We start from the raw sequence: 18,123 nt of genomic DNA on the forward strand, positions 1-18,123 counted from the left end.
GTACCTCCCGATCGGGGTCAACGGAACAGGCGCCCAGACGTTACCGTCCGGCGACTCGCCGCACGTGCGGTGACGTGCCACGATCGAGGGGTGGATGCGGTTCTCTGGATCGTTCTGGGGGTTTTGCTCGCGGTCGCCGAGATGTTTACGTTCACGTTCGTCCTGATGATGCTCTCGGCCGGAGCCTTCGCCGCCGCGATCGCCGCGGCGCTCGGTGCGGGCGTGCCGGTCCAGGCGGCCGTCTTCGCGATCGTCTCCGCGCTCTCGCTGGTGGCCGTGCGGCCGGTGATCCGTCGCCATCGGGACGCACGGTTGCAGAGCGACGAGACGCCGATGGGGGTGGACGCCATCTCCGGCTCCACCGGCCTGGTGCTGGAGCAGGTCGACGCGGAGCACGGGCTCGTCAAGATCGACGGAGAGCTGTGGACCGCCCGGTCGTACGACGCCACGCAGGTGCTGGAGCCCGGCGAGCGTGTGCGGGTAATCGAGGTCAAGGGCGCCACCGCCATGGTCTGGCGGGATTTCTGAACCGGGGTTGGGGTAAACAATGGATGTTGTCATCGCGATCGTCGTGGCTTTCGTCGCACTTTTTGTGGCGATCACCCTTATTCGTGCGGTGCGGATCGTGCCGCAGCAGCGCAACTTCGTGGTCGAGCGGCTGGGCCGCTACCAGCGCACCCTCCGGCCGGGGCTCAACCTGCTGGTCCCGTTCATCGACTCGGTCCGTACCAAGGTCGACCTGCGCGAGCAGGTGGTGAGCTTCCCGCCGCAGCCGGTGATCACCTCCGACAACCTCGTGGTCTCCATCGACACGGTGCTCTACTTCAAGGTCGTCGACCCGGTGCGCGCCACGTACGAGATCGCCAACTTCCTCCAGGCCATCGAGCAGCTCACGGTCACGACGCTGCGTAACGTGATCGGCTCGCTCGACCTGGAGAAGGCGCTCACCAGCCGCGAGGAGATCAACCGGCACCTGTCCGGCGTGCTCGACGAGACCACCGGCCGCTGGGGCGTCAAGGTGACCCGCGTCGAGATCAAGGCGATCGAGCCGCCGCCGAGCATCCGCGACTCGATGGAGAAGCAGATGCGCGCCGAGCGCGAGCGGCGAGCGACGATCCTGACCGCCGAGGGGCAGAAGCAGGCACAGATCCTGAGCGCCGAGGGCGACAAGCAGGGCGCGGTGCTGCGTGCGGACGGTGACCGGCAGGCGCGCATCCTCCAGGCCGAGGGCCAGGCGAAGGCCATCCGCACGGTCTTCGACGCGATCCACGCCGCCAATCCGAGCCAGAAGGTGCTGGCGTACCAGTACCTCCAGGCGCTGCCGCAGATCGCCAACGGCACGGCCAACAAGGTGTGGATCGTGCCGGCCGAGCTCACCAAGGCCCTCGAAGGCCTCGGCGGCGCGCTGGGTGGCCTCGCCGGGATGGTCGGTGACGAGCCCAAGGTCGCGGTGGACGCGGCTGCCGTCGAGCGGGAGGCGGCCGAGGCCGCCCAGGCCGCGGCGGCCGCCGCCGAGGAGGTACAGCAGTCGGTGCAGGAGGCGGAGCGGCAGGTCTCCGGCGACAGGCCGCGCGGCCTGCCCGCGCCCGAGCCGGTGGCCCCGTCCGACCTGCTCGACCAGACCGCGGCACAGGAGAGGGAGCGCGCCTGATTCGTCGGAATCGTCCTCCCGGCGCCCCGGCTGCTGCCATGATCGATCCAGCATGGTAAGTGCCGGGGCGCCGGCGCGTTCCGGCCGCAGCGGGGGAAAGGCGGTTGGCCATGACGAACGCCACGAGACACACGCGCCCGGCGGGGTCGACGGTGCGGTCGGCCCCGGTGAAGGTGGTGTCCCGGACCGACGCGGGGGTCGCGGTCGTCGCGGCCGCCGCCCCGGAGCGCTCGGCCATCGGCCCGGTCACCAACGCCACCTGGGCGTGGTCCGTACGCCGCTTCGCCCGGGGCCTGATGTGGACGCTCCCGGGCTACGCCGTCGCCTACGGCGCGGTGACACTCGGCCGATGGGACGGCGGAGCGCCGATCCCGTACCTGGAGAACGGCCGCGTGCTCCACCTCATCGGCTGGGTGGTCGCGATGTGGCTGGGCCTGATGGCGCTCGTCGCGCTCACGGGCCTGCTGGCCGCCGCGCGCAGCCGCCGCACCGCCGCGGCCGGCCTGATGGTCGGTCTCACCGGTGTGGTGCTGTGGCTGCCGTTCGCGGCGGTGCCCAGAGACACCGCCGTGTACGGCACGGACGCGCGCACGCTCGCGCTGGCCGGCGGCGCCGTCTACTCGCTGGGCTGGCTGCTGGCCGGGTGGTCGGTGGCGCGCAGCGGCCTGTTCGGCAAGTCGGACGGCCTGATCCTGATGCTCGCCGCGCCGATGCTCGGCGTCGCCGGCCTGCTGGTCGGTCCACTTCAGACGGTCGGTGCCATCTTCGTCCTCGCGGCCGGCATCGGCATGTCGTGGACCGCCGGCCACCTGGTGCCAGCCGTCCACAGTGGGCGGACGGCCGCGGCGGCCGCCGGCGCCAAGGCGGTGGCGGCCAAGGTGGCCACGACCGGCAGCGTCAACTGACCCGTTCCAGCCGTGGGGCGGCCGCCGTGGCCGCCCGGCGCTCGTCGCGCGGGCGCAGCCCGGACCAGATGAGGAACGCGCTGACGAGCGTCACGGCCACGTTGACGCTCAGCGCGAGCCGGATGCCGGTCAGCTCCACGCTCTGGGTCGCCGCGACCGCGCTCAGGATCGGTATGCCGACGGTGATGGCCACCTGTTGCGTCATCGAGGTCAGCCCGGTGGCCAGGCCCTGCTGCTCGTTGGGCAGACCCGACGTGCCCGTCACCGTGTAAGCCACGATGGCGGTCACATGGCCGAAGAAGCCGATGAACAGCGCGGGGACCAGGATCGCGAGCGCGGACCGGTCGGTGCCGAGAAACACCAGCGGCAGCGTGGCGAGGCCCTGCACCAGCACGCCGACGGTCAGCATCCGGCGGCTGCCGAAGCGCCCGATGGAGCGTCCGGCGAGGACCCCGGCGGCCACGGCGGCCAGGCCCGGCACGCCGAAGACCAGGCCGGTGGTGAGCGCGGAGAAGCCGAGGGTCTTCTGGAGGTACAGCGTCATCAGGAAGATCATGGCGGGCTCCATCAGGAAGATGACCAGCCCCGCGTAGTTGCCCCACTTCACCGTGGGCAGCTTGAGGATGCGCACGGGCGCGAGCGGCGCCGGGGAGCGCAGCTCGATCATCCAGAACGCGACCAGCAGCAGCACGCCGGCGGCGCCCCAGAGCAGGTGCTTCTCGATGATCCCGTAGAGCACGGCGAGCAGGCCGCCGGTCACGGTCACCGCGCCGGGCACGTCCAGCCTCGCCCGGTCGGGCACCCTGCTCTCGCTGATCAGAAACGGCGTGAGCAGCAGGATCGCGACGGCGACCGGCACGTTGACGAAGAACGCGGCCCGCCAGCTCCACACGCTGACCAGGGTGCCTCCGACGAGCGCGCCGAACGTGAAGCCGCCGGACAGCAGGGCGCCGTTGAGGCCGAGGATGCGAGCGCGCGTCGAGCCCTCGGCGAAGGTGGTGGTGAGCAGCGACATCGCCGCGGGGATCGTCATCGCGGTCGCGAAGCCCTGGAGCACCCGCGCGGCAAGGAGGGTCTGCGGGTTTGTTGCGAAGCCGCCGAGCAGCGACGACGCGGCCAGCAGGACCATCGCGGCCAGAAACAGCCGGCGGCGCCCGAAGAGGTCGGCCATCCGGCCGAACAGGAGCGTGAAGCCGGCCGCGGGCAGCGCGTACGCCGAGGTGATCCAGGGCAGCCCGGTCACGTCGAGGCCGACGCCGGCGCCGACCTCCGGCAGTGCCACGTTCAAGATCGAAAAGTCGACGGACAGCATAAAACCGGCACCGAGGAGGACGAAGAGGATCAACCGTTCCCGGCCACTGAGCATTTCGGCTCCCATATAGCAACTGACTGGTTGCTACTCAACTTATAGCAGCCAATTGGTTGCGTCAACCCGGGGCGGGAGAATGCCACCGTGGAGCTGATCACCGATCCGGACGACGAGCGGATCGCGGACTACCGGGCGCTGACCGACGTCGAGCTGCGGACGCGGTGGGAGCCGCCGCACGGGCTGTTCATCGCCGAGGGGGAGCTGGTCCTGCGGAGGGCGCTGCGGGCCGGCTACCGGGCCAGGTCGTACCTGCTCGACGAGAAGCGGCTCGAGCAGTTCGGCGATCTGGTGGACGCCCCCGTCTACGCGGCCAGCCAGGAGGTGCTCGAAAAGGCGACCGGCTTCCACGTGCACCGCGGGGTGCTCGCCTCGTTCCACCGCAAGCCCTTGGCCGACCCTGCGGACGTGCTCGGCGAGGCGCGGCGGGTGGCGATCCTGGAAGACGTCAACAACCACACCAACCTCGGCGCGGTCTTCCGGGGCGCGGCGGCGCTCGGCGTCGACGGGGTGCTGCTCTCGCCCTCCTGCGCCGACCCGCTCTACCGGCGCAGCGTGCGGGTGAGCATGGGCGAGGTCTTCGCCGTGCCGTACGCGACGCTGGAGCCGTGGCCGGCCGCGCTCGACCGTGTGAAGGCCGCCGGCTTCACCGTGCTGGCGATGACGTTGTCCGCCGACGCGACGCCGATCCAGAGGGTGGGGAAAGCCAAAAGGACGGCCCTCCTCCTCGGCGCCGAGGGGCCCGGCCTGTCCCGCAAAGCCATCGAAGCCAGTGACAAGCGCGTCGTCATCCCGATGCGGCGCGGGGTCGACTCGCTCAACGTGGCCGCGGCGGCGGCTGTCGCCTTCTGGGAGCTGGGTCGGGAAGACTGAGCCTGTGTTCCCTACTGTCCGTGAGGTCATCGCCCTCGACCCGGTGCGCCACGGGGAGCCGCGCGTGGTCGCGGGGGAGAGCGGGCTCGACCGGCCGGTGCGGTGGGTGCACGTGGCCGAGGTGCCCGACATCGCCACCCTGCTGCGCGGCGGCGAGCTGGTGCTCACCACCGGCATCGGGCTGCCGGTCGACGACGCGGGCATCCGGGCGTTCGTCGCCGACCTCGCCGACGTGGGCGTCGCCGGGCTCGTCGTGGAGCTCGGCCGGCGGTACACGGGGAGTGTCCCGAGGGTGATGGCCGCGGCGGCGCAGCGGCGCGGGATGCCGCTGGTGGAGCTGCGGCGGGCCACGCCGTTCGTGCGGATCACCGAGGCCGTGCACGCGCTGATCGTCGACGCGCAGCTGACCGAGCTGCGGGCGACCGAGGAGATCCATCAGCGCTTCACCGAGCTCTCGGTCGAGGGGGCGGAGCCGGCCGAGGTGGTGCACCAGGCCGCCGCGCTGGCCGGCTGCCCGGTCGTGCTGGAAAACCTGGCCCGCCAGGTGCTCGCCTACGACACCGCCGGCGACAGCGCGGAGCTGCTGCTGGACGCCTGGGAGCAGCACTCGCGGCGGATCCAGCCGGCGGGGCGCACCGCGTACGACGCCGACGCGGGGTGGCTCGTCACCAACGTCGGCGCACGCGGGCAGGACTGGGGCCGCCTGCTGGCCCGCTGGGCGGGCGACGGGCCGCCGCCGACCCGGCTGACCATCCTGCTCGAACGCGCCGCGTCCACGCTCGCCCTCGGCCGCCTGATCCGCCGCGACGCCGCGGGCCTGGAGCACCAGCTGCACCGCACCCTGCTCACCGCGCTGCTCGACCACACCCGCCCGGTGGACGAGGTGGCGCTGCGGGCGCGGGCGCTGGGGGTGCCGCTGGATCGCCGTCACCTGGTCGGCGTGGTGGTGCGCCATCGCGGTGAGGAGCCCGCGCCCGACGCGGCCCGCCTGCGCGACCTGGCGGAGGCGGTGAGCCACGCGCTGCGCGAGGCCGCCCTGGCCGGGCTGGCCGGCCCGCTCGACGACCACGCGGTGGGCGCGCTCGTCGCGCTGCCCGCGGTCACCGACGAGGAACGGTCGCTCTCCGCGTTCGCCGCCGCCTTGCACCGGGTACGGGGAGCGGCCGCGCCCGCCGTGGTCGTCGCGGCCGGCTCGCGGGTCGACTCGCTGCGCGACGCGCGTCGCTCCCTTGTGGAGGCCCGGCAGGTGGCCGACGCGGCGCGGCACGGGCGGCGGGACCTGACGGTGTTCCGCCTGCCGCACGTGGGACTGGCCGGCCTGCTGCACCTGCTGCGCGACGAGCCGCGGCTACAGACCTTTGTGGAGCGTGAGCTGGGTCCCCTGCTGGCGTACGACGCGCGGCACCCCAAGGAGCGCCTGCTCGGCACGCTACGGGCCTATTTGGACAGTGGCCGCAACAAGTCGGCCGCGGCCGCCGCGGCGCACCTGTCGAGGCCGGCTCTCTACGAGCGGCTGGCCCGCATCGAGCGGGTGCTCGACGCCGACCTCGACGCGGTCGACACCTGCCTCTCCCTGCACGTGGCGATCCTGGCGCTGGACGCGGTGCGGGAGCAAAATATGAAACATTGACGCGTTTCCCGATATCCATTTTACTGGGCGGTAACATTCACCGTCCTCGAAGGGGCGCGTCATGAGAAAGACTTCCCTGGCGGCCACGACACTCCTGCTCGGCGCACTCGCGGTCGCGCCGTCCACCGCGAGCGCCGCACCCGCCGCCCTCCGCGAGGTGCTCCTGGTCGGCAACGCCTACGGCGGCACGGTCAGCTTCGTCGACGAGCGGACGTTCGAGGTCCTCGGCACGCTCGACGTCATCCCCGACCTCCAGCAGCGCCTCGACGAGATGAACCTCGTCGAGCGCGCCGCGTACGAGGTGGTCCGCTCGCAGAACGGCGACAAGCTGGTCGACGACATGGCCGTCTCGCCGGACGGCCGCGTCATGTACGTCTCCCGCTCCAATCTGCCCGACGTGGTGGCCATCGACCTGGTCACGCACCAGCAGGTGTGGCGCTACAAGCTGGAGGGCTACCACGCCGACCACATGGCGATCTCGCCCGACGGCAGCCGGATCATCGTCTCGGACACCACCGTGAACAAGGCGCAGGTCATCAACGCGGCCACCGGCCGGGAAGTGGCCGAGTTTCCCACCGGCGCCTACCCACACGCCAACGACTACTCGCCGGACGGCACCCGCCTCTACAACTCCAGCATCGGCGCGATCTCCCTGCCGCAGTGGATGGAGTGGGCCAAGGGCGCCAAGCGGCTCACCGTCGTCGACCCGAACACGTTCCGGGTGACCCGCACCTACGAGTTCGACCACGGTGTGCGCCCGGCGGTCTTCACCCCCGACAACCGCACCATGTACGCGCAGCTGTCCTACCTCAACGGCCTCGTCGAGTACGACCTGGTCGCCGGGCGGATCGTGCGCACGGTCAACCTGCCGTTCAGCGAGGAGGGGCGGGCCACCCACCCGGACGACTACCCGGGCAACTCGGCCCACCACGGCATCGCGATGTCCGGCGACGGCACCAAGCTCTGCGTGGCCGGCACGATCGACGACTATGCGGCGATCCTGTCCCGGCCGGCCCTCACCACCAACCAGATCGTGCCGGTGGGCGACATCCCGTACTGGGCGCAGAGCAGCTTCGACGGCCGCTACTGCTACGTGACGCTGAGCGGCGACGACGAGATGGTCGTCCTGTCCTACGCCACGGGCGCGGTGGTCGCGAGAGTCCCGGTCGGCGACTTCCCCCAGCGCGAACGCAACGCCAAGCTCGCGCCGGAGGCGATCGCCGCGCTCCCCTGACCTTCCGCCCCCCAAGAGGGCTGCCCTCTTGGCACGCGGGCGCGCCCTTACGGGGTGACCAGCGAGGCGAAAGCCGGTGGCACGTAGTTGGTGCCGCCGGGCGTGAAGACGTCGGAGTTGGCGGCCGCGGTCCACGCGGCACCGGGGATCGCGGCGGCCAGCTCCGACACCACCCGCGCGTCTGTCCACTCCGGACTATCCCGCAGCAGGCTCAGCGCGACGACCGACTCCTCGACCTCGCCCACGCACTCGAAGGGCTTGTGGCCGTCGAGGCCCAGCAGCTCCTTGTACCCGGGGATCTGGGTCTCGTCGGCGAGCAGGTCGGCGCCGAAGATGGCGACGAGCCGGGCCCGCGGCATGAACGGGGCCATCGCCAGGAAGACGAAGCGGCACTTTGGACAGTGGCCGCACCACCGGGCGCTCGCGTCGCGCAGCTTGAAGGCGGCGTTGCAGCTCGTGACCACCTCGTCGTACTGGGTGTGCGCCGCGAACAGGCGCGCGATGTGCAGCTCGGAGAGCGGCCGCAACAGCGAGAAGTACGCGTCCGCGAGCCCCGCGTGCGCGGCCAGCGCCCCGCGCAGCAGCCCTTCCGCCTCGACGCCCTTGGACCACTGGTGGTTGATCTCGTGCTCGTTCCAGACGAGGTTGGGGTCGGAGGCGGAGCGCTCGTTGGACATCACCACCGGGCCGAGGCCGTGCAGCGTGGCGGTGGCGACCGCGATGAGCGAGTTGATCGCGGTGACCGGGATGTGGCCGTTGAGCGCGCCGGCCGCGTTGAGGTCGAAAAGCTTCGGGTCGATCTTGCGGCGGGCGACCAGTGGGGTCAGGCCGGAGGCCGAGAAGACCGCCTGGATCACCCAGTTGGGGTTGACCGCGAACGGCACCGGGTCGAGCCCGCCGCGCCGCAGCGCCTCCAGCGTCACGATCGAGTCCTTGCCGCCGCCGACCGGGCTGAGCGGCCGCTTGCCGGCGACGGAGACCGGGGACTGCGGTGACGCGGCCGGCGCCGAAACGCTCAGCGAGAGCACGTGCGGCAGTTCGTTGCGGTACGCGTACTCCGCCATGCCCTTGGTGTAGACCGCGTCGAGCAGGGCCGTGGCGGCCGGGCTGAGCGGCGTGGCGGTCGTGATCTCCGGCGGCGCGCCCACCTTGAAGTAGCTCACGCCCGCGACGAGGTGCAGCAGCTCCAGCACGCGGTGGAAGGCGGCCGGGACCGGCCCGGTCGGCACCGGGAACGTCACCGTCTCGATGAACTCGAGCTCGTCCAGCGCGTAGGGCAGCCGCGCCTCGCCCGACGCGGGGTCGAACGTGAGCGCGGGGAAGGACAGCCGGCGGAACTGGGTCTCGAGCACCCCGCAATACTAGGGCGCATGCGCCTTTCTGACCTGCGTGGCCGTTCCGTCGCCGTCTGGGGCTCGGGACGTGAGGGGGTGGCCGCCGCCGCGGCGATCGCGGCGCACGGGCCGGCCCGCCTCGTCGCCGTCGACGACACGGTCAACTTCCTCTCGCTCGACTGGTCGGAGAGCAAGGCGAAGGACGTGCCGCTGGTCACCGGCGACGGCTGCCACGACGCGCTGATGGGCGCCGACGTGATCGTGCGCTCGCCGGGCGTGCCGCAGACCCATCGATGGATCCTCGAAGCTCGCGAACGGGGCATAACGGTCACGGGTGGCACCGCCCTGTGGATGGCCGACCACGCCGCCGCGACCGTCGGCGTGACCGGCAGCAAGGGCAAGAGCACCACGTCGAGCCTGATCAGCCACCTGCTGAGCGCCGCCGGGCGGCCCAACGTCTTCGGCGGCAACATCGGCGTGCCGCTGCTCGACCTGCCCGACAGCGAGCAGTACGTGCTGGAGCTCTCCAGCTACCAGTGCAGCGACCTCACCGACTCACCCCGGGTGGCGGTGGTGACCGCGCTCTTCCCCGAGCACCTCGACGCGCACGGCGGCGAGCGGGAGTACTACCGCGACAAGCTCAACCTCATCGCGCACGACCCGGAGACCGTGGTGGTCAACGGGCTCGACGAGCGCCTCGCGGCGGAGATCGGCGACCGCCCAGCGGTGCGGGCCGGCCTGCCCGACTCGTACCACGTGCGGGACGGGATCGTGTACCGGGCGGAAACCCCGCTCTTCGAACGGGCGGTGCTGCCACTGGTCGGCCGGCACAACGAGCGCAACCTGTGCGTCGCGCTCGCGGTGCTGGAGGCGCTCGGCATCGACACCGTGGCCGGCGCGGACACGCTCGCCACCGCCGCCAAGAGCTTCGCCGCGCTGCCCCACCGGCTGACCGAGATCGACGACCCGTCCGGGCTGACGTTCGTCGACGACACGCTCGCGACCAGCCCGTACGCCTCGATGCACGCGATCGACGCCTACGACGGGCGGCCGCTGACCGTCATCGTGGGCGGCACCGACCGGGGCCTCGACTACGCCCCGCTGCGCGCGCACCTGGCCGGCCGCGAGCTCACCGTGATCGGCATCCCGGACAGCGGCGCGCGCATCGTCGCCGCGCTGGACGGGCTGCCCGGCGTGCGTACCGAGGTCGCCGACGACCTCGTCGACGCGGTCCGGCGGGCCCGTGCGGTCACCCCCGCGGGCGGCGCGGTGCTGCTGTCGCCGGCGGCGCCGAGCTACGGCCGCTTCCGCAACTTCGAGCACCGTTCCGAGGTCTTCGCCCAAGCCGTGAGGGACACCGCCCCGCTCGCGTGACGCGACACGCCGGCCCCGGCCGGCCATATACAGGTGTGAGGATCGAGGTACCGCCGAGCGACACCCAGCTCCTGGCGGCCGGCACCGCAGGCGACGAGGCGGCGTTCGGGCAGCTGTTCGAGCGGCACGCCCGCGCGGTCTACAACCACGCGTTCCGGCTCTGCGGCTCGTGGAGCGTCGCCGAGGACGTCACGCAGACCACGTTCGTGACCGCGTGGCGGCGCCGGCGCGAGGTCCGCCTGGTCGACGGCTCCGTGCTGCCGTGGCTGCTGGTCGTGGCCACCAACGCGGCCCGCACCGAGCACCGGTCGCGGCGCCGCTGGCACGCCCTGCTGCGCCGGGTGCCGCCGGAGCCGGAAGGCACGTCCGACCCGGCCGACGAGGTGGCCGACCGGCTGCGCGACGAGCAGCGGATGCGGGACCTGCTGGCGCTGGTGCGCAAGCTGCCCCGCGCCGAACGCGAGGCGCTCGCCCTCTGCGTCTGGTCCGGCGTCGGCTATCCGCAGGCCGCCGCGATCCTCGGCGTCACCGAGGGCGCCGTCCGTTCCCGGGTCAGCCGCGCCCGGTCCCGCCTGGCCCGCATGGTGGCCGCCGACACCGAGGAGGAGCGATGAACGACATCCTGAACCCCCCCGCCGACCGAGACCTGCCCGCCGACCGCGCGGACCGCATCCGGGCCGGCGTCCTCGCCACGCTGGGCGAGCCGCCGCCCTCGCACACCGGCCGGCGGGTGGCGGTCCTGGCCGCCGTCGTGACGACCGTCGCGGCGGGTGTGGGCGGAGCCGTGCTGTGGCCGTCCGGCGACGGCGGTGGCCAGAGCACCCAGGCGCTCGCGATGTCCGCCGCCGAGCTGTCGCCCCCGCTGCGCGCGGCGGCCAAAAAGTGCCTGGCCTGGAATCGGGAACGGCACCCGGAGGTCCCCGGACACGCGATCACCGTCGGGATGGACGACCTGGTCGTGGCGACGGGGCACGGGCACCGGTCCGCCATGCTATTCCTGAAACCGGACGGGTACTACACCTGCGAGCTGGACGAGGAGCCGGGCGAGGAGATCAGCGGCGGCACCGGTTCGGACGAGTGGGGAGACCGCCGAAACTGGCTGCCCGGTCCGGTTCAGTGGCTCAGCCTGTCGTCCAGCGATGTGGACGGCGGCGACGTGATGGTCATCGGCCGGGCCAGTCACCGGGTGAGCCGGCTCGTGTTGGAACACGGCGACGGGCGCACCACCCCGGCACGCCTGAAGGACGGCGCCTTCGGCCTGGTCAGCCAGGGCGGCCCGGTCCGCGCCAACGCGCGCCTGGTCAGCTACGACGCCGACGGCAACGAGATCGGCCGTATGCCCCTCTTCGACAAGGACTACCCCGACCGCTGCTACGCCGACCCGGCCGGCAACGTGCTCTACCTCCCGCGCCCCGCGAAGAAGGACGCACCCACACCGGACCCCGCCACCTGCCTACCCACCGAAGCCTGGCGCCGCTAGCCCGGCACCCACCACGGCGGCTCAACCCCCGAGGGCGGCGACCAGCAGGCGCATGGAGCGGATCGCGGACCTGATCTCCTGGAGGTAGCGGCCGGGGGTGAGCACCGGCTCGGGCAGGGCGAGGTCGTCGGCGAGGCGGGGGTCGACGCCGATCGTGTCGACCGCGCAGCCGTACGGCAGGCCGAGGGTGCGCACCGCGTCGCAGTGCTGGAACGGCACGTAGATCGGCGCGGTCACCACCAGCACCCGGTCGCCCTGCGCCAGCGCCGCGCGCTTGGCCCAGAAGCGCTGGGTGTCGGCGGTGTGCGCGCGGCGTATCCCGGGCTCGGACGACGGCGCGGCCAGCACCGCGATCGGCGGGCCCTCCTCGGGCGCGTAGGTGCGCACGGACCAGGAGCCGTCCGGCGCGGCGTCGGCCTCGACCGGCTCGTCGACCTTGAACGCGCGCCGCACGCCGAGGTCGAGCACGTCGATCTCGCTGCGGCAGCCGTTGACCGGCGGGAGGGCACGCTCGGCCGGCGACAGCGGGCGGAAGCTGCCCAGCACGCCCACCCCCTCGGCGAACGTGCCGCGGTGCAGCAGGTGCGCGGCGTACGCGGTGCGCCGCAGGCAGGCGTGCGCGAGCCCGCCGAGCACGACCACGTGCTTGTAGTCGCGGCGAGGCGGTGGCTTCGCGCCGATCATGCCGAGCGCCTCGGCCGACGCTTCGACGAGCGTGGCGATCTCGGGGTCGAGGTCGGGCTCGCGGGCGTCCGGGCGCTCGGCGCCGGCGCGGAAGTCCCAGTGGGTGGCCGAGAACGCGTCCAGCCAGCCCAGCAGCGAGGGGCTGTCGCCGCCCGGCCACTGGCCGCCGAACGCGGTGACGAGGTCGCGCAGGGGCGCGGACGTGATCCAGCGAGCCACGCCGTCGAGCACGGCGGCCGGCTCGCCGGACGGGAGCGGGACCGGCTGCACGTGCACGGTCGGATCTTAACGGGGATGGCAGTTACACACTGTAGGTTGCCTCCGGGGCCGCGCCGGTGGGAGCGTGCGGTATGACCGATGACCTGCTCGCGCGGCACAGAGCCGTGCTGCCCAAGTGGATGCCGCTCTACTACCAGGAGCCGATCGAGATCGTGTCCGGATCGGGGTGCCGGGTCACCGACGCGTCCGGCCGCACGTATCTCGACTTCTTCGGCGGCGTGCTCACCACCATGATCGGGTACGACGTGGCGGAGATCCGCGAGGCGGTCGAGCGGCAGCTGCGCACGGGCGTGGCGCACACCTCGACGCTGTACCTGATCCGCCAGCAGGTCGAGCTCGCCGAGAAGATCGCCCGGCTCTCCGGCATCGAGGACGCGCGGGTCTTCTTCACCAACTCGGGCACCGAGGCCAACGAGGCCGCGCTGTTGGTCGCCACCAACCTGCGCAAGTCCAACCAGGTGCTCGCGGTGCGCAACAGCTACCACGGCCGGTCGTACGCGACGATCGGCATCACCGGGCACCGCAGCTGGTCGGCGAGCGCCCTCAACCCGCTCCAGGTGGCCTGGCTGCACTCCGGCGACCGGCTGCGCGGCGTGCTCGCCAAGCTCGACGACGCCGACCACATCGAGGCGGCGGTCGAAGACCTGCGCGAGGTGATCGCCACGCAGACCGCCGGCGACGTGGCCTGCCTGATCGCCGAGCCGATCCAGGGCGTGGGCGGTTTCGTGAGCGCGCCGGACGGGCTCTTCGCGGGGCTGAAGAAGGTGCTCGACGAGTACGGCATCCTGCTCATCTCGGACGAGGTGCAGACCGGCTGGGGGCGCACCGGCGAGCACTTCTGGGGCTACCAGGCGCACGGAGTGACGCCCGACCTGCTCACGTTCGCCAAGGGCATCGGCAACGGCTTCGCGCTGGCCGGCGTGGTCGGCCGGGCCGAGGTGATGAACGCGGTGGAGGCGATCTCCTTCTCCACCTTCGGCGGCAACCCGATCTCGACGGCGGCCGGCAACGCGGTGCTCGACTACGTGCTCGACCACAATCTTCAGGAGAACGCCCAGCGGGTCGGCGGCATCCTGTTGGAGGGGCTGCGCTCGGCCGCCGCGGATCACCCGATCATGGCCGAGGTACGGGGCAAGGGGCTGATGCTGGCGATCGAGTTCGTGCGGCCGGGCACGGTGGAGCCGGACCCGGCGGTGACCGCGCGGGTCTTCGAGCTCGCGAAGGAGGGTGGCCTGCTCGTGGGCAAGGGCGGCCTGTACGGCAACGTGCTGCGCATGGGCCCGCCGCTCACGCTCGGTGAGGACGAGGCGCGGGAGGGGCTGGCGATCCTGGTCGACGCCATCGGGAGGGCCGCCACGTAACGGTTCGGTGCCCAGGGGTTGCTGTCACCCACGACTTGTCGTAAGAATCCTTCAAAGCGTTAACAGCGACTGAAGGGAAGTGACGCGGCCCCCATGAATAGTACAAGGCGTGACATTCTCCGTCGTGGGGTCGTCGCCGGCGTCATGGCGACCCCCGCGGCCGGCCTACTGACCGGCTGCGCGACGAGTGGCGACGACGACTCCGGCGGCGACAGCGCCAACCAGGGCGAGAAGACCGCGGAAAACCCCTTCGGCGTGAAGGCGGACGCGCCGCTGGAGGTGGTCATCTTCAACGGCGGGTACGGCGAGGAGTACGCCAAGGCCCACGAGGCCATGTACAACGAGAAGTACCCGAACGCGAAGATCACGCACTCGGCCACCCAGGAGATCAGCAAGACCCTCCAGCCGCGCTTCGTCGACGGCAGCCCGCCCGACGTGGTCAACAACTCCGGCGCCGGCCAGATCGACCCCGGCGGCCTCGTGTCGCAGGGCGCGCTCGCCGACCTCGGCCCGCTGCTCGACGCGCCGAGCCTCGACGTGCCGGGCAAGAAGGTGCGCGACACGCTGCTGCCCGGCGTGGTCGACGTGGGCAGCTTCGACGGCAAGTTCCACGTGCTCAACATCAGCTACACGGTCTACGGCATCTGGTACTCGCAGAAGCTCTTCGCCGACCGCGGCTGGCAGTACCCGAAGACGTGGGACGAGCACATCGCGCTGTGCCGCACCATCCAGGCGGCCGGCATCTCGCCGTGGACCTACGCGGGCAAGCACCCCCGCTACATGAGCTGGCCCGTCATCTCCACGGCCATCAAGCTCGGCGGGCTCGACGTCGCGAAGGCGATCGACAACCTCGAGCCCAACGCGTGGAAGTCGGACGCGATGAAGCAGTCGGTCGACGCCTGGCACCAGATCGTCAAGGACAAGTTCATCCTGCCCGGCACGCCCGGCCTCGACCACGTGCAGTCGCAGACCGAGTGGTGCCGCGGCAAGGCGGCGTTCATCTCCTGCGGCTCCTGGATAGAGAACGAGCAGAAGGCGGTCACCCCCGCCGGCTTCAACATGGCGATCGCGCCGACGCCGAGCCTCAGCACCGGCGACAAGCTGCCGTTCGAGGCGATCCGGGGCACGGCCGGCGAGCCGTTCGTCGTGCCGGCCAAGGCGAAGAACGTCCCCGGCGGCCTGGAGTACTTCCGCACCGTGCTGTCGATGCGCGGCGCCAAGGACTTCACGCAGAAGGTCTCCGCGCTCAGCGTGGTCGCAGGCGCGGCCGAGGGTGCGACCCTCCCGCCCGGCCTGACCACTGTGGTCAAGGCGCTTGACGCCTCCGGCAGCAACGGCTTCAACTGGGTCTACAACAACTACTACCGCAAGCTCGAACGCGAGCTCGTCGACGCGGCGTGCGGGGAGTTCTTCAGCGGTCGCATCAGCCCGACCGAGTTCCTCGACCAGTGCCAGAAGGGCGCTGACATGATCGCGCAGGACAGCTCGGTCAAGAAGTTCAAGCGGGCCTGAGGGGGCAGGGGCGGCGCATGCGGCATGGCAAGTATCCCCTGATCATCACGTTCCTGGTGCCGCCCCTGATCCTGTACGGCGTCTTCGTGCTCTCGCCGTACCTTCAGGCGTTCCAGATCTCCACCACCGACTGGCTCGGCTACTCCACCGACGCCAACTCGGTGGGGTTGGACAACTTCGTCCAGCTGTTCAAGGACGACTACGTCTGGAACGCGATCAAGAACAACGCGATCCTGCTCGCCCTCGTACCGGTGCTGACGATCGCGCTCGGCCTGTTCTTCGCGACGATGCTCAACATGGGCGGGCGCGGGGGACGGGCCGGCGTGGTCGGCGTACGCGGCACCGCGGCCTACCGCCTCGTGTACTTCTTCCCCCAGGTGCTCTCGGTCGTCATCATCGCGGTGATCTGGCAGCAGGTGTACCACCCCAACGCCGGCATCCTGAACGCCGCGCTCGAGCCGTTCGGCATCGACGGGCCGAGCTGGCTGGGCGACCCGCGCTTCGCGTTCTGGTGCGTGTTGGCCGTGATGGTGTGGGCCAACGTCGGCTTCTACGTCGTCCTGTTCGGCGCGGCGATGCAGGCCATCCCGAGGGACATCTACGAGGCGGTGCTCCTCGACGGCGCCTCCCGCGCGGTCATGCTCCGCCGGATCACGATCCCGCTGCTGTGGGACACCGTGCAGGTCGCCTGGATCTACCTGGCGATCGCCGCCCTCGACGGCTTCATCCTCGTGCAGCTGATGACCAACGGCGGCCCCAACTTCTCCTCCGACGTGATCGGCCTGCGCATGTACAACACCGCCTTCGGCAGCGACACCAAGTTCGGGTACGCCTCGGCGATCGGCGTCGTGATGTTCTTCCTCACCCTCTCGGTGGCGGTGCTGGCGCTGCGCACGTCGCGGCGGGACCGGATCGAGTACTCATGACGGCCCTGGCTGATAAGGCGGTCGAGGCTCAGGCCGCCGCTCGCGCCGACAAGCCGTTGCGCCGCGAGTGGGGCGTGGCAAACGTCTTCTCGCACGGCTTCCTGCTGCTGTGGGCGCTGCTCACCACGCTGCCGCTGCTGTGGGTGGTGCTGAGCTCGTTCAAGGACGACAACGAGATCCTGACCGACCCGTGGGGCCTGCCCGGCGCGCTGCGCTTCGAAAACTGGCACCGCGCGTGGACCGAGGCGCACATCGGCCGCTACTTCCTCAACAGCATCATCGTCGTCTCCGGCTCGCTCACGCTCACGATGCTCTTCGGCGCCACCGCCGCGTACGTCTTCGCCCGCTACGACTTCCGCTTCAAGCAGGTCTTCTACTACCTGTTCGTGGGCGGCATGATGTTTCCCGTCTTCCTGGCGCTGGTGCCGCTCTTCTTCGTGGTGCGCAACGCCGGCCTCTTCGGCACCTGGCGGGGCCTCATCCTGGTGTACGCGGCCTACTCGCTGCCGTTCACCGTGTTCTTCCTGACCGCGTTCTTCCGCACGCTCCCGCAGGCGGTGGCCGAGGCCGCGCTCATCGACGGCTGCGGCCCGTTCCGGCTCTTCTTCCGCGTCATGCTGCCGATGGCGCGGCCCGGCCTGATCAGCGTGGGCATCTTCAACTTCCTCGGCCAGTGGAACCAGTTCATCCTGCCCCAGGTCCTCATGCAGGGCGACGACTCGAGGTGGGTGCTGGCGCAGGGGTTGTCGGCGCTCGCGGTGAGCCAGGGCTACCAGGGCGACTTCAGCGGCCTCTTCGCCGGCCTGACGATCGCGATGCTGCCGGTGCTGGGCGTCTACGTCCTCTTCCAACGCCAGATCCAGTCCGGCCTGACCGCCGGCCAGCTCAAGTAGTCTGGCCGGGATGGGAGTGACGGCACGTAAGGCGACCCCGGCGGACGCGCCCGTCATGGCCGAGCTGCGCTGGCGCTGGCCGACCGAGGAGCACGGCTACACGGGCACCGACCACGCGGCCTACGTCGAGTCGTTCGCCGCCTGGGTCGTCGACCACATGGCCACGCACATCCCGTTCGTCGCCGAGGTGGACGGCGCCGTCGTGGGCATGGCCTGGCTGATGCTCGCCGACCGCGTGCCGGGCCCCACCCGCCGCCACCGCCGCACGGGCGACGTCCAGGCCGTGTACGTGGCGCCGGAGCAGCGCGACAGCGGCGTGGGGGCGGTGCTGCTGGAGGCCCTGCTGGCCGAGGCCCGCGAGCTCGGCCTCGAACACGTCACCGTCCACTCCAGCGAGCGCGCCGTCCCCTTCTACGAACGCCGCGGCTTCACCCACGACCGCCAGTGGCTCTGGTGGCAGCCCACCTCACCCTGACCGCCGCGCTCAACCCGACCCCTTCGACGACTGGAACACCAGTGCTGTAAAACCGACCGGACAACAGCACTGGTGTTCCAGTCGTGCGTGACCCTTGGCCGGCGCAGCCGGCGGGGTGAGGGCGACCAACAGCGGACGGGGGAGGC

17 protein-coding genes are annotated in these 18,123 nt (G+C 71.4%); 14 read left to right on the top strand and 3 right to left on the bottom strand.

The annotated features are described in order from the left end of the window. Window positions 1-90: 90 nt before the first annotated feature. The 3 genes from ACTMTJ_RS33835 to ACTMTJ_RS33845 all read left to right on the top strand — a co-directional run bounded on the left by ACTMTJ_RS33835 (window position 91) and on the right by ACTMTJ_RS33845 (window position 2,556). A complete protein-coding gene (locus tag ACTMTJ_RS33835) occupies window positions 91-528 on the top strand; it encodes an NfeD family protein (RefSeq protein ID WP_441222725.1) in 438 nt (145 codons plus the stop codon). Between the two features lie 19 nt (window positions 529-547). Then, window positions 548-1,651 (top strand): SPFH domain-containing protein, encoded by a 1,104-nt coding sequence (locus ACTMTJ_RS33840; RefSeq protein WP_441222726.1) that lies wholly within the window; start codon window positions 548-550, stop codon window positions 1,649-1,651. A gap of 176 nt (window positions 1,652-1,827) precedes the next feature. After that, on the top strand, window positions 1,828-2,556 hold the full coding sequence (locus tag ACTMTJ_RS33845; protein ID WP_441222727.1) for a hypothetical protein: 729 nt from the start codon (window positions 1,828-1,830) through the stop codon (window positions 2,554-2,556). On the opposite strand, the gene ACTMTJ_RS33850 is transcribed toward ACTMTJ_RS33845, so the two are convergent. After that, entirely contained in the window at window positions 2,549-3,922 is a 1,374-nt protein-coding gene (locus tag ACTMTJ_RS33850; RefSeq protein ID WP_441222728.1) for an MFS transporter, read from the bottom strand. The genes ACTMTJ_RS33845 and ACTMTJ_RS33850 overlap by 8 nt on opposite strands. A 51-nt stretch (window positions 3,923-3,973) precedes the next feature. Here ACTMTJ_RS33850 and ACTMTJ_RS33855 point away from each other — a divergent pair, with 51 nt between their 5' ends. The 3 genes from ACTMTJ_RS33855 to ACTMTJ_RS33865 all read left to right on the top strand — a co-directional run bounded on the left by ACTMTJ_RS33855 (window position 3,974) and on the right by ACTMTJ_RS33865 (window position 7,659). Beyond that, window positions 3,974-4,795 carry a TrmH family RNA methyltransferase gene (locus tag ACTMTJ_RS33855; RefSeq protein ID WP_441222823.1) on the top strand — a complete coding sequence of 274 codons (822 nt, stop codon included), beginning with the start codon at window positions 3,974-3,976 and terminating at the stop codon, window positions 4,793-4,795. A 4-nt stretch (window positions 4,796-4,799) separates the two neighbouring features. Then, on the top strand, window positions 4,800-6,425 hold the full coding sequence (locus ACTMTJ_RS33860; RefSeq protein WP_441222729.1) for a PucR family transcriptional regulator: 1,626 nt from the start codon (window positions 4,800-4,802) through the stop codon (window positions 6,423-6,425). A 61-nt stretch (window positions 6,426-6,486) separates the two neighbouring features. Further along, window positions 6,487-7,659, top strand: a complete 1,173-nt coding sequence (locus ACTMTJ_RS33865) for a YncE family protein (protein ID WP_441222731.1) — start codon at window positions 6,487-6,489, stop codon at window positions 7,657-7,659. Between the two features lie 47 nt (window positions 7,660-7,706). On the opposite strand, the gene ACTMTJ_RS33870 is transcribed toward ACTMTJ_RS33865, so the two are convergent. Continuing rightward, on the bottom strand, window positions 7,707-9,011 hold the full coding sequence (locus ACTMTJ_RS33870; protein ID WP_441222732.1) for a hypothetical protein: 1,305 nt from the start codon (window positions 9,009-9,011) through the stop codon (window positions 7,707-7,709). A gap of 18 nt (window positions 9,012-9,029) precedes the next feature. Between ACTMTJ_RS33870 and murD the strand changes: the two genes are divergently transcribed. The 3 genes from murD to ACTMTJ_RS33885 are packed head-to-tail and all read left to right on the top strand — an operon-like array spanning window position 9,030 to window position 11,847. Further along, window positions 9,030-10,367 (top strand): UDP-N-acetylmuramoyl-L-alanine--D-glutamate ligase, encoded by a 1,338-nt coding sequence (gene murD / locus ACTMTJ_RS33875; RefSeq protein WP_441222733.1) that lies wholly within the window; start codon window positions 9,030-9,032, stop codon window positions 10,365-10,367. A 35-nt stretch (window positions 10,368-10,402) separates the two neighbouring features. Continuing rightward, window positions 10,403-10,981 carry an RNA polymerase sigma factor gene (locus tag ACTMTJ_RS33880; RefSeq protein WP_441222734.1) on the top strand — a complete coding sequence of 193 codons (579 nt, stop codon included), beginning with the start codon at window positions 10,403-10,405 and terminating at the stop codon, window positions 10,979-10,981. After that, window positions 10,978-11,847, top strand: a complete 870-nt coding sequence (locus tag ACTMTJ_RS33885) for a hypothetical protein (RefSeq protein WP_441222735.1) — start codon at window positions 10,978-10,980, stop codon at window positions 11,845-11,847. The genes ACTMTJ_RS33880 and ACTMTJ_RS33885 overlap by 4 nt, the downstream gene beginning before the upstream one ends. A gap of 21 nt (window positions 11,848-11,868) precedes the next feature. Here ACTMTJ_RS33885 and ACTMTJ_RS33890 read toward each other — a convergent pair whose 3' ends face one another. Then, window positions 11,869-12,807, bottom strand: coding sequence for a hypothetical protein (locus ACTMTJ_RS33890; protein ID WP_441222736.1), 939 nt, complete (start codon window positions 12,805-12,807; stop codon window positions 11,869-11,871). 74 nt (window positions 12,808-12,881) lie between these two features. Here ACTMTJ_RS33890 and ACTMTJ_RS33895 point away from each other — a divergent pair, with 74 nt between their 5' ends. From ACTMTJ_RS33895 to ACTMTJ_RS33915, 5 genes are all read left to right on the top strand, one after another. Next, window positions 12,882-14,171: an aspartate aminotransferase family protein gene (locus ACTMTJ_RS33895; protein WP_441222737.1), complete on the top strand. Its 1,290-nt coding sequence runs from the start codon at window positions 12,882-12,884 to the stop codon at window positions 14,169-14,171. A 144-nt stretch (window positions 14,172-14,315) separates the two neighbouring features. After that, window positions 14,316-15,683 carry an N-acetylglucosamine/diacetylchitobiose ABC transporter substrate-binding protein gene (gene ngcE, locus ACTMTJ_RS33900; RefSeq protein WP_441222739.1) on the top strand — a complete coding sequence of 456 codons (1,368 nt, stop codon included), beginning with the start codon at window positions 14,316-14,318 and terminating at the stop codon, window positions 15,681-15,683. Between the two features lie 17 nt (window positions 15,684-15,700). Beyond that, window positions 15,701-16,609 carry a carbohydrate ABC transporter permease gene (locus ACTMTJ_RS33905; protein ID WP_441222740.1) on the top strand — a complete coding sequence of 303 codons (909 nt, stop codon included), beginning with the start codon at window positions 15,701-15,703 and terminating at the stop codon, window positions 16,607-16,609. Beyond that, window positions 16,606-17,502 carry a carbohydrate ABC transporter permease gene (locus ACTMTJ_RS33910; protein WP_441222741.1) on the top strand — a complete coding sequence of 299 codons (897 nt, stop codon included), beginning with the start codon at window positions 16,606-16,608 and terminating at the stop codon, window positions 17,500-17,502. The genes ACTMTJ_RS33905 and ACTMTJ_RS33910 overlap by 4 nt, the downstream gene beginning before the upstream one ends. 10 nt (window positions 17,503-17,512) lie before the next feature. Further along, window positions 17,513-17,977, top strand: a complete 465-nt coding sequence (locus tag ACTMTJ_RS33915) for an N-acetyltransferase family protein (RefSeq protein WP_441222742.1) — start codon at window positions 17,513-17,515, stop codon at window positions 17,975-17,977. Window positions 17,978-18,123: the final 146 nt, after the last annotated feature.

Source organism: Phytohabitans sp. LJ34 (genome assembly GCF_052068095.1).
GTDB lineage: Bacteria > Actinomycetota > Actinomycetes > Mycobacteriales > Micromonosporaceae > Phytohabitans.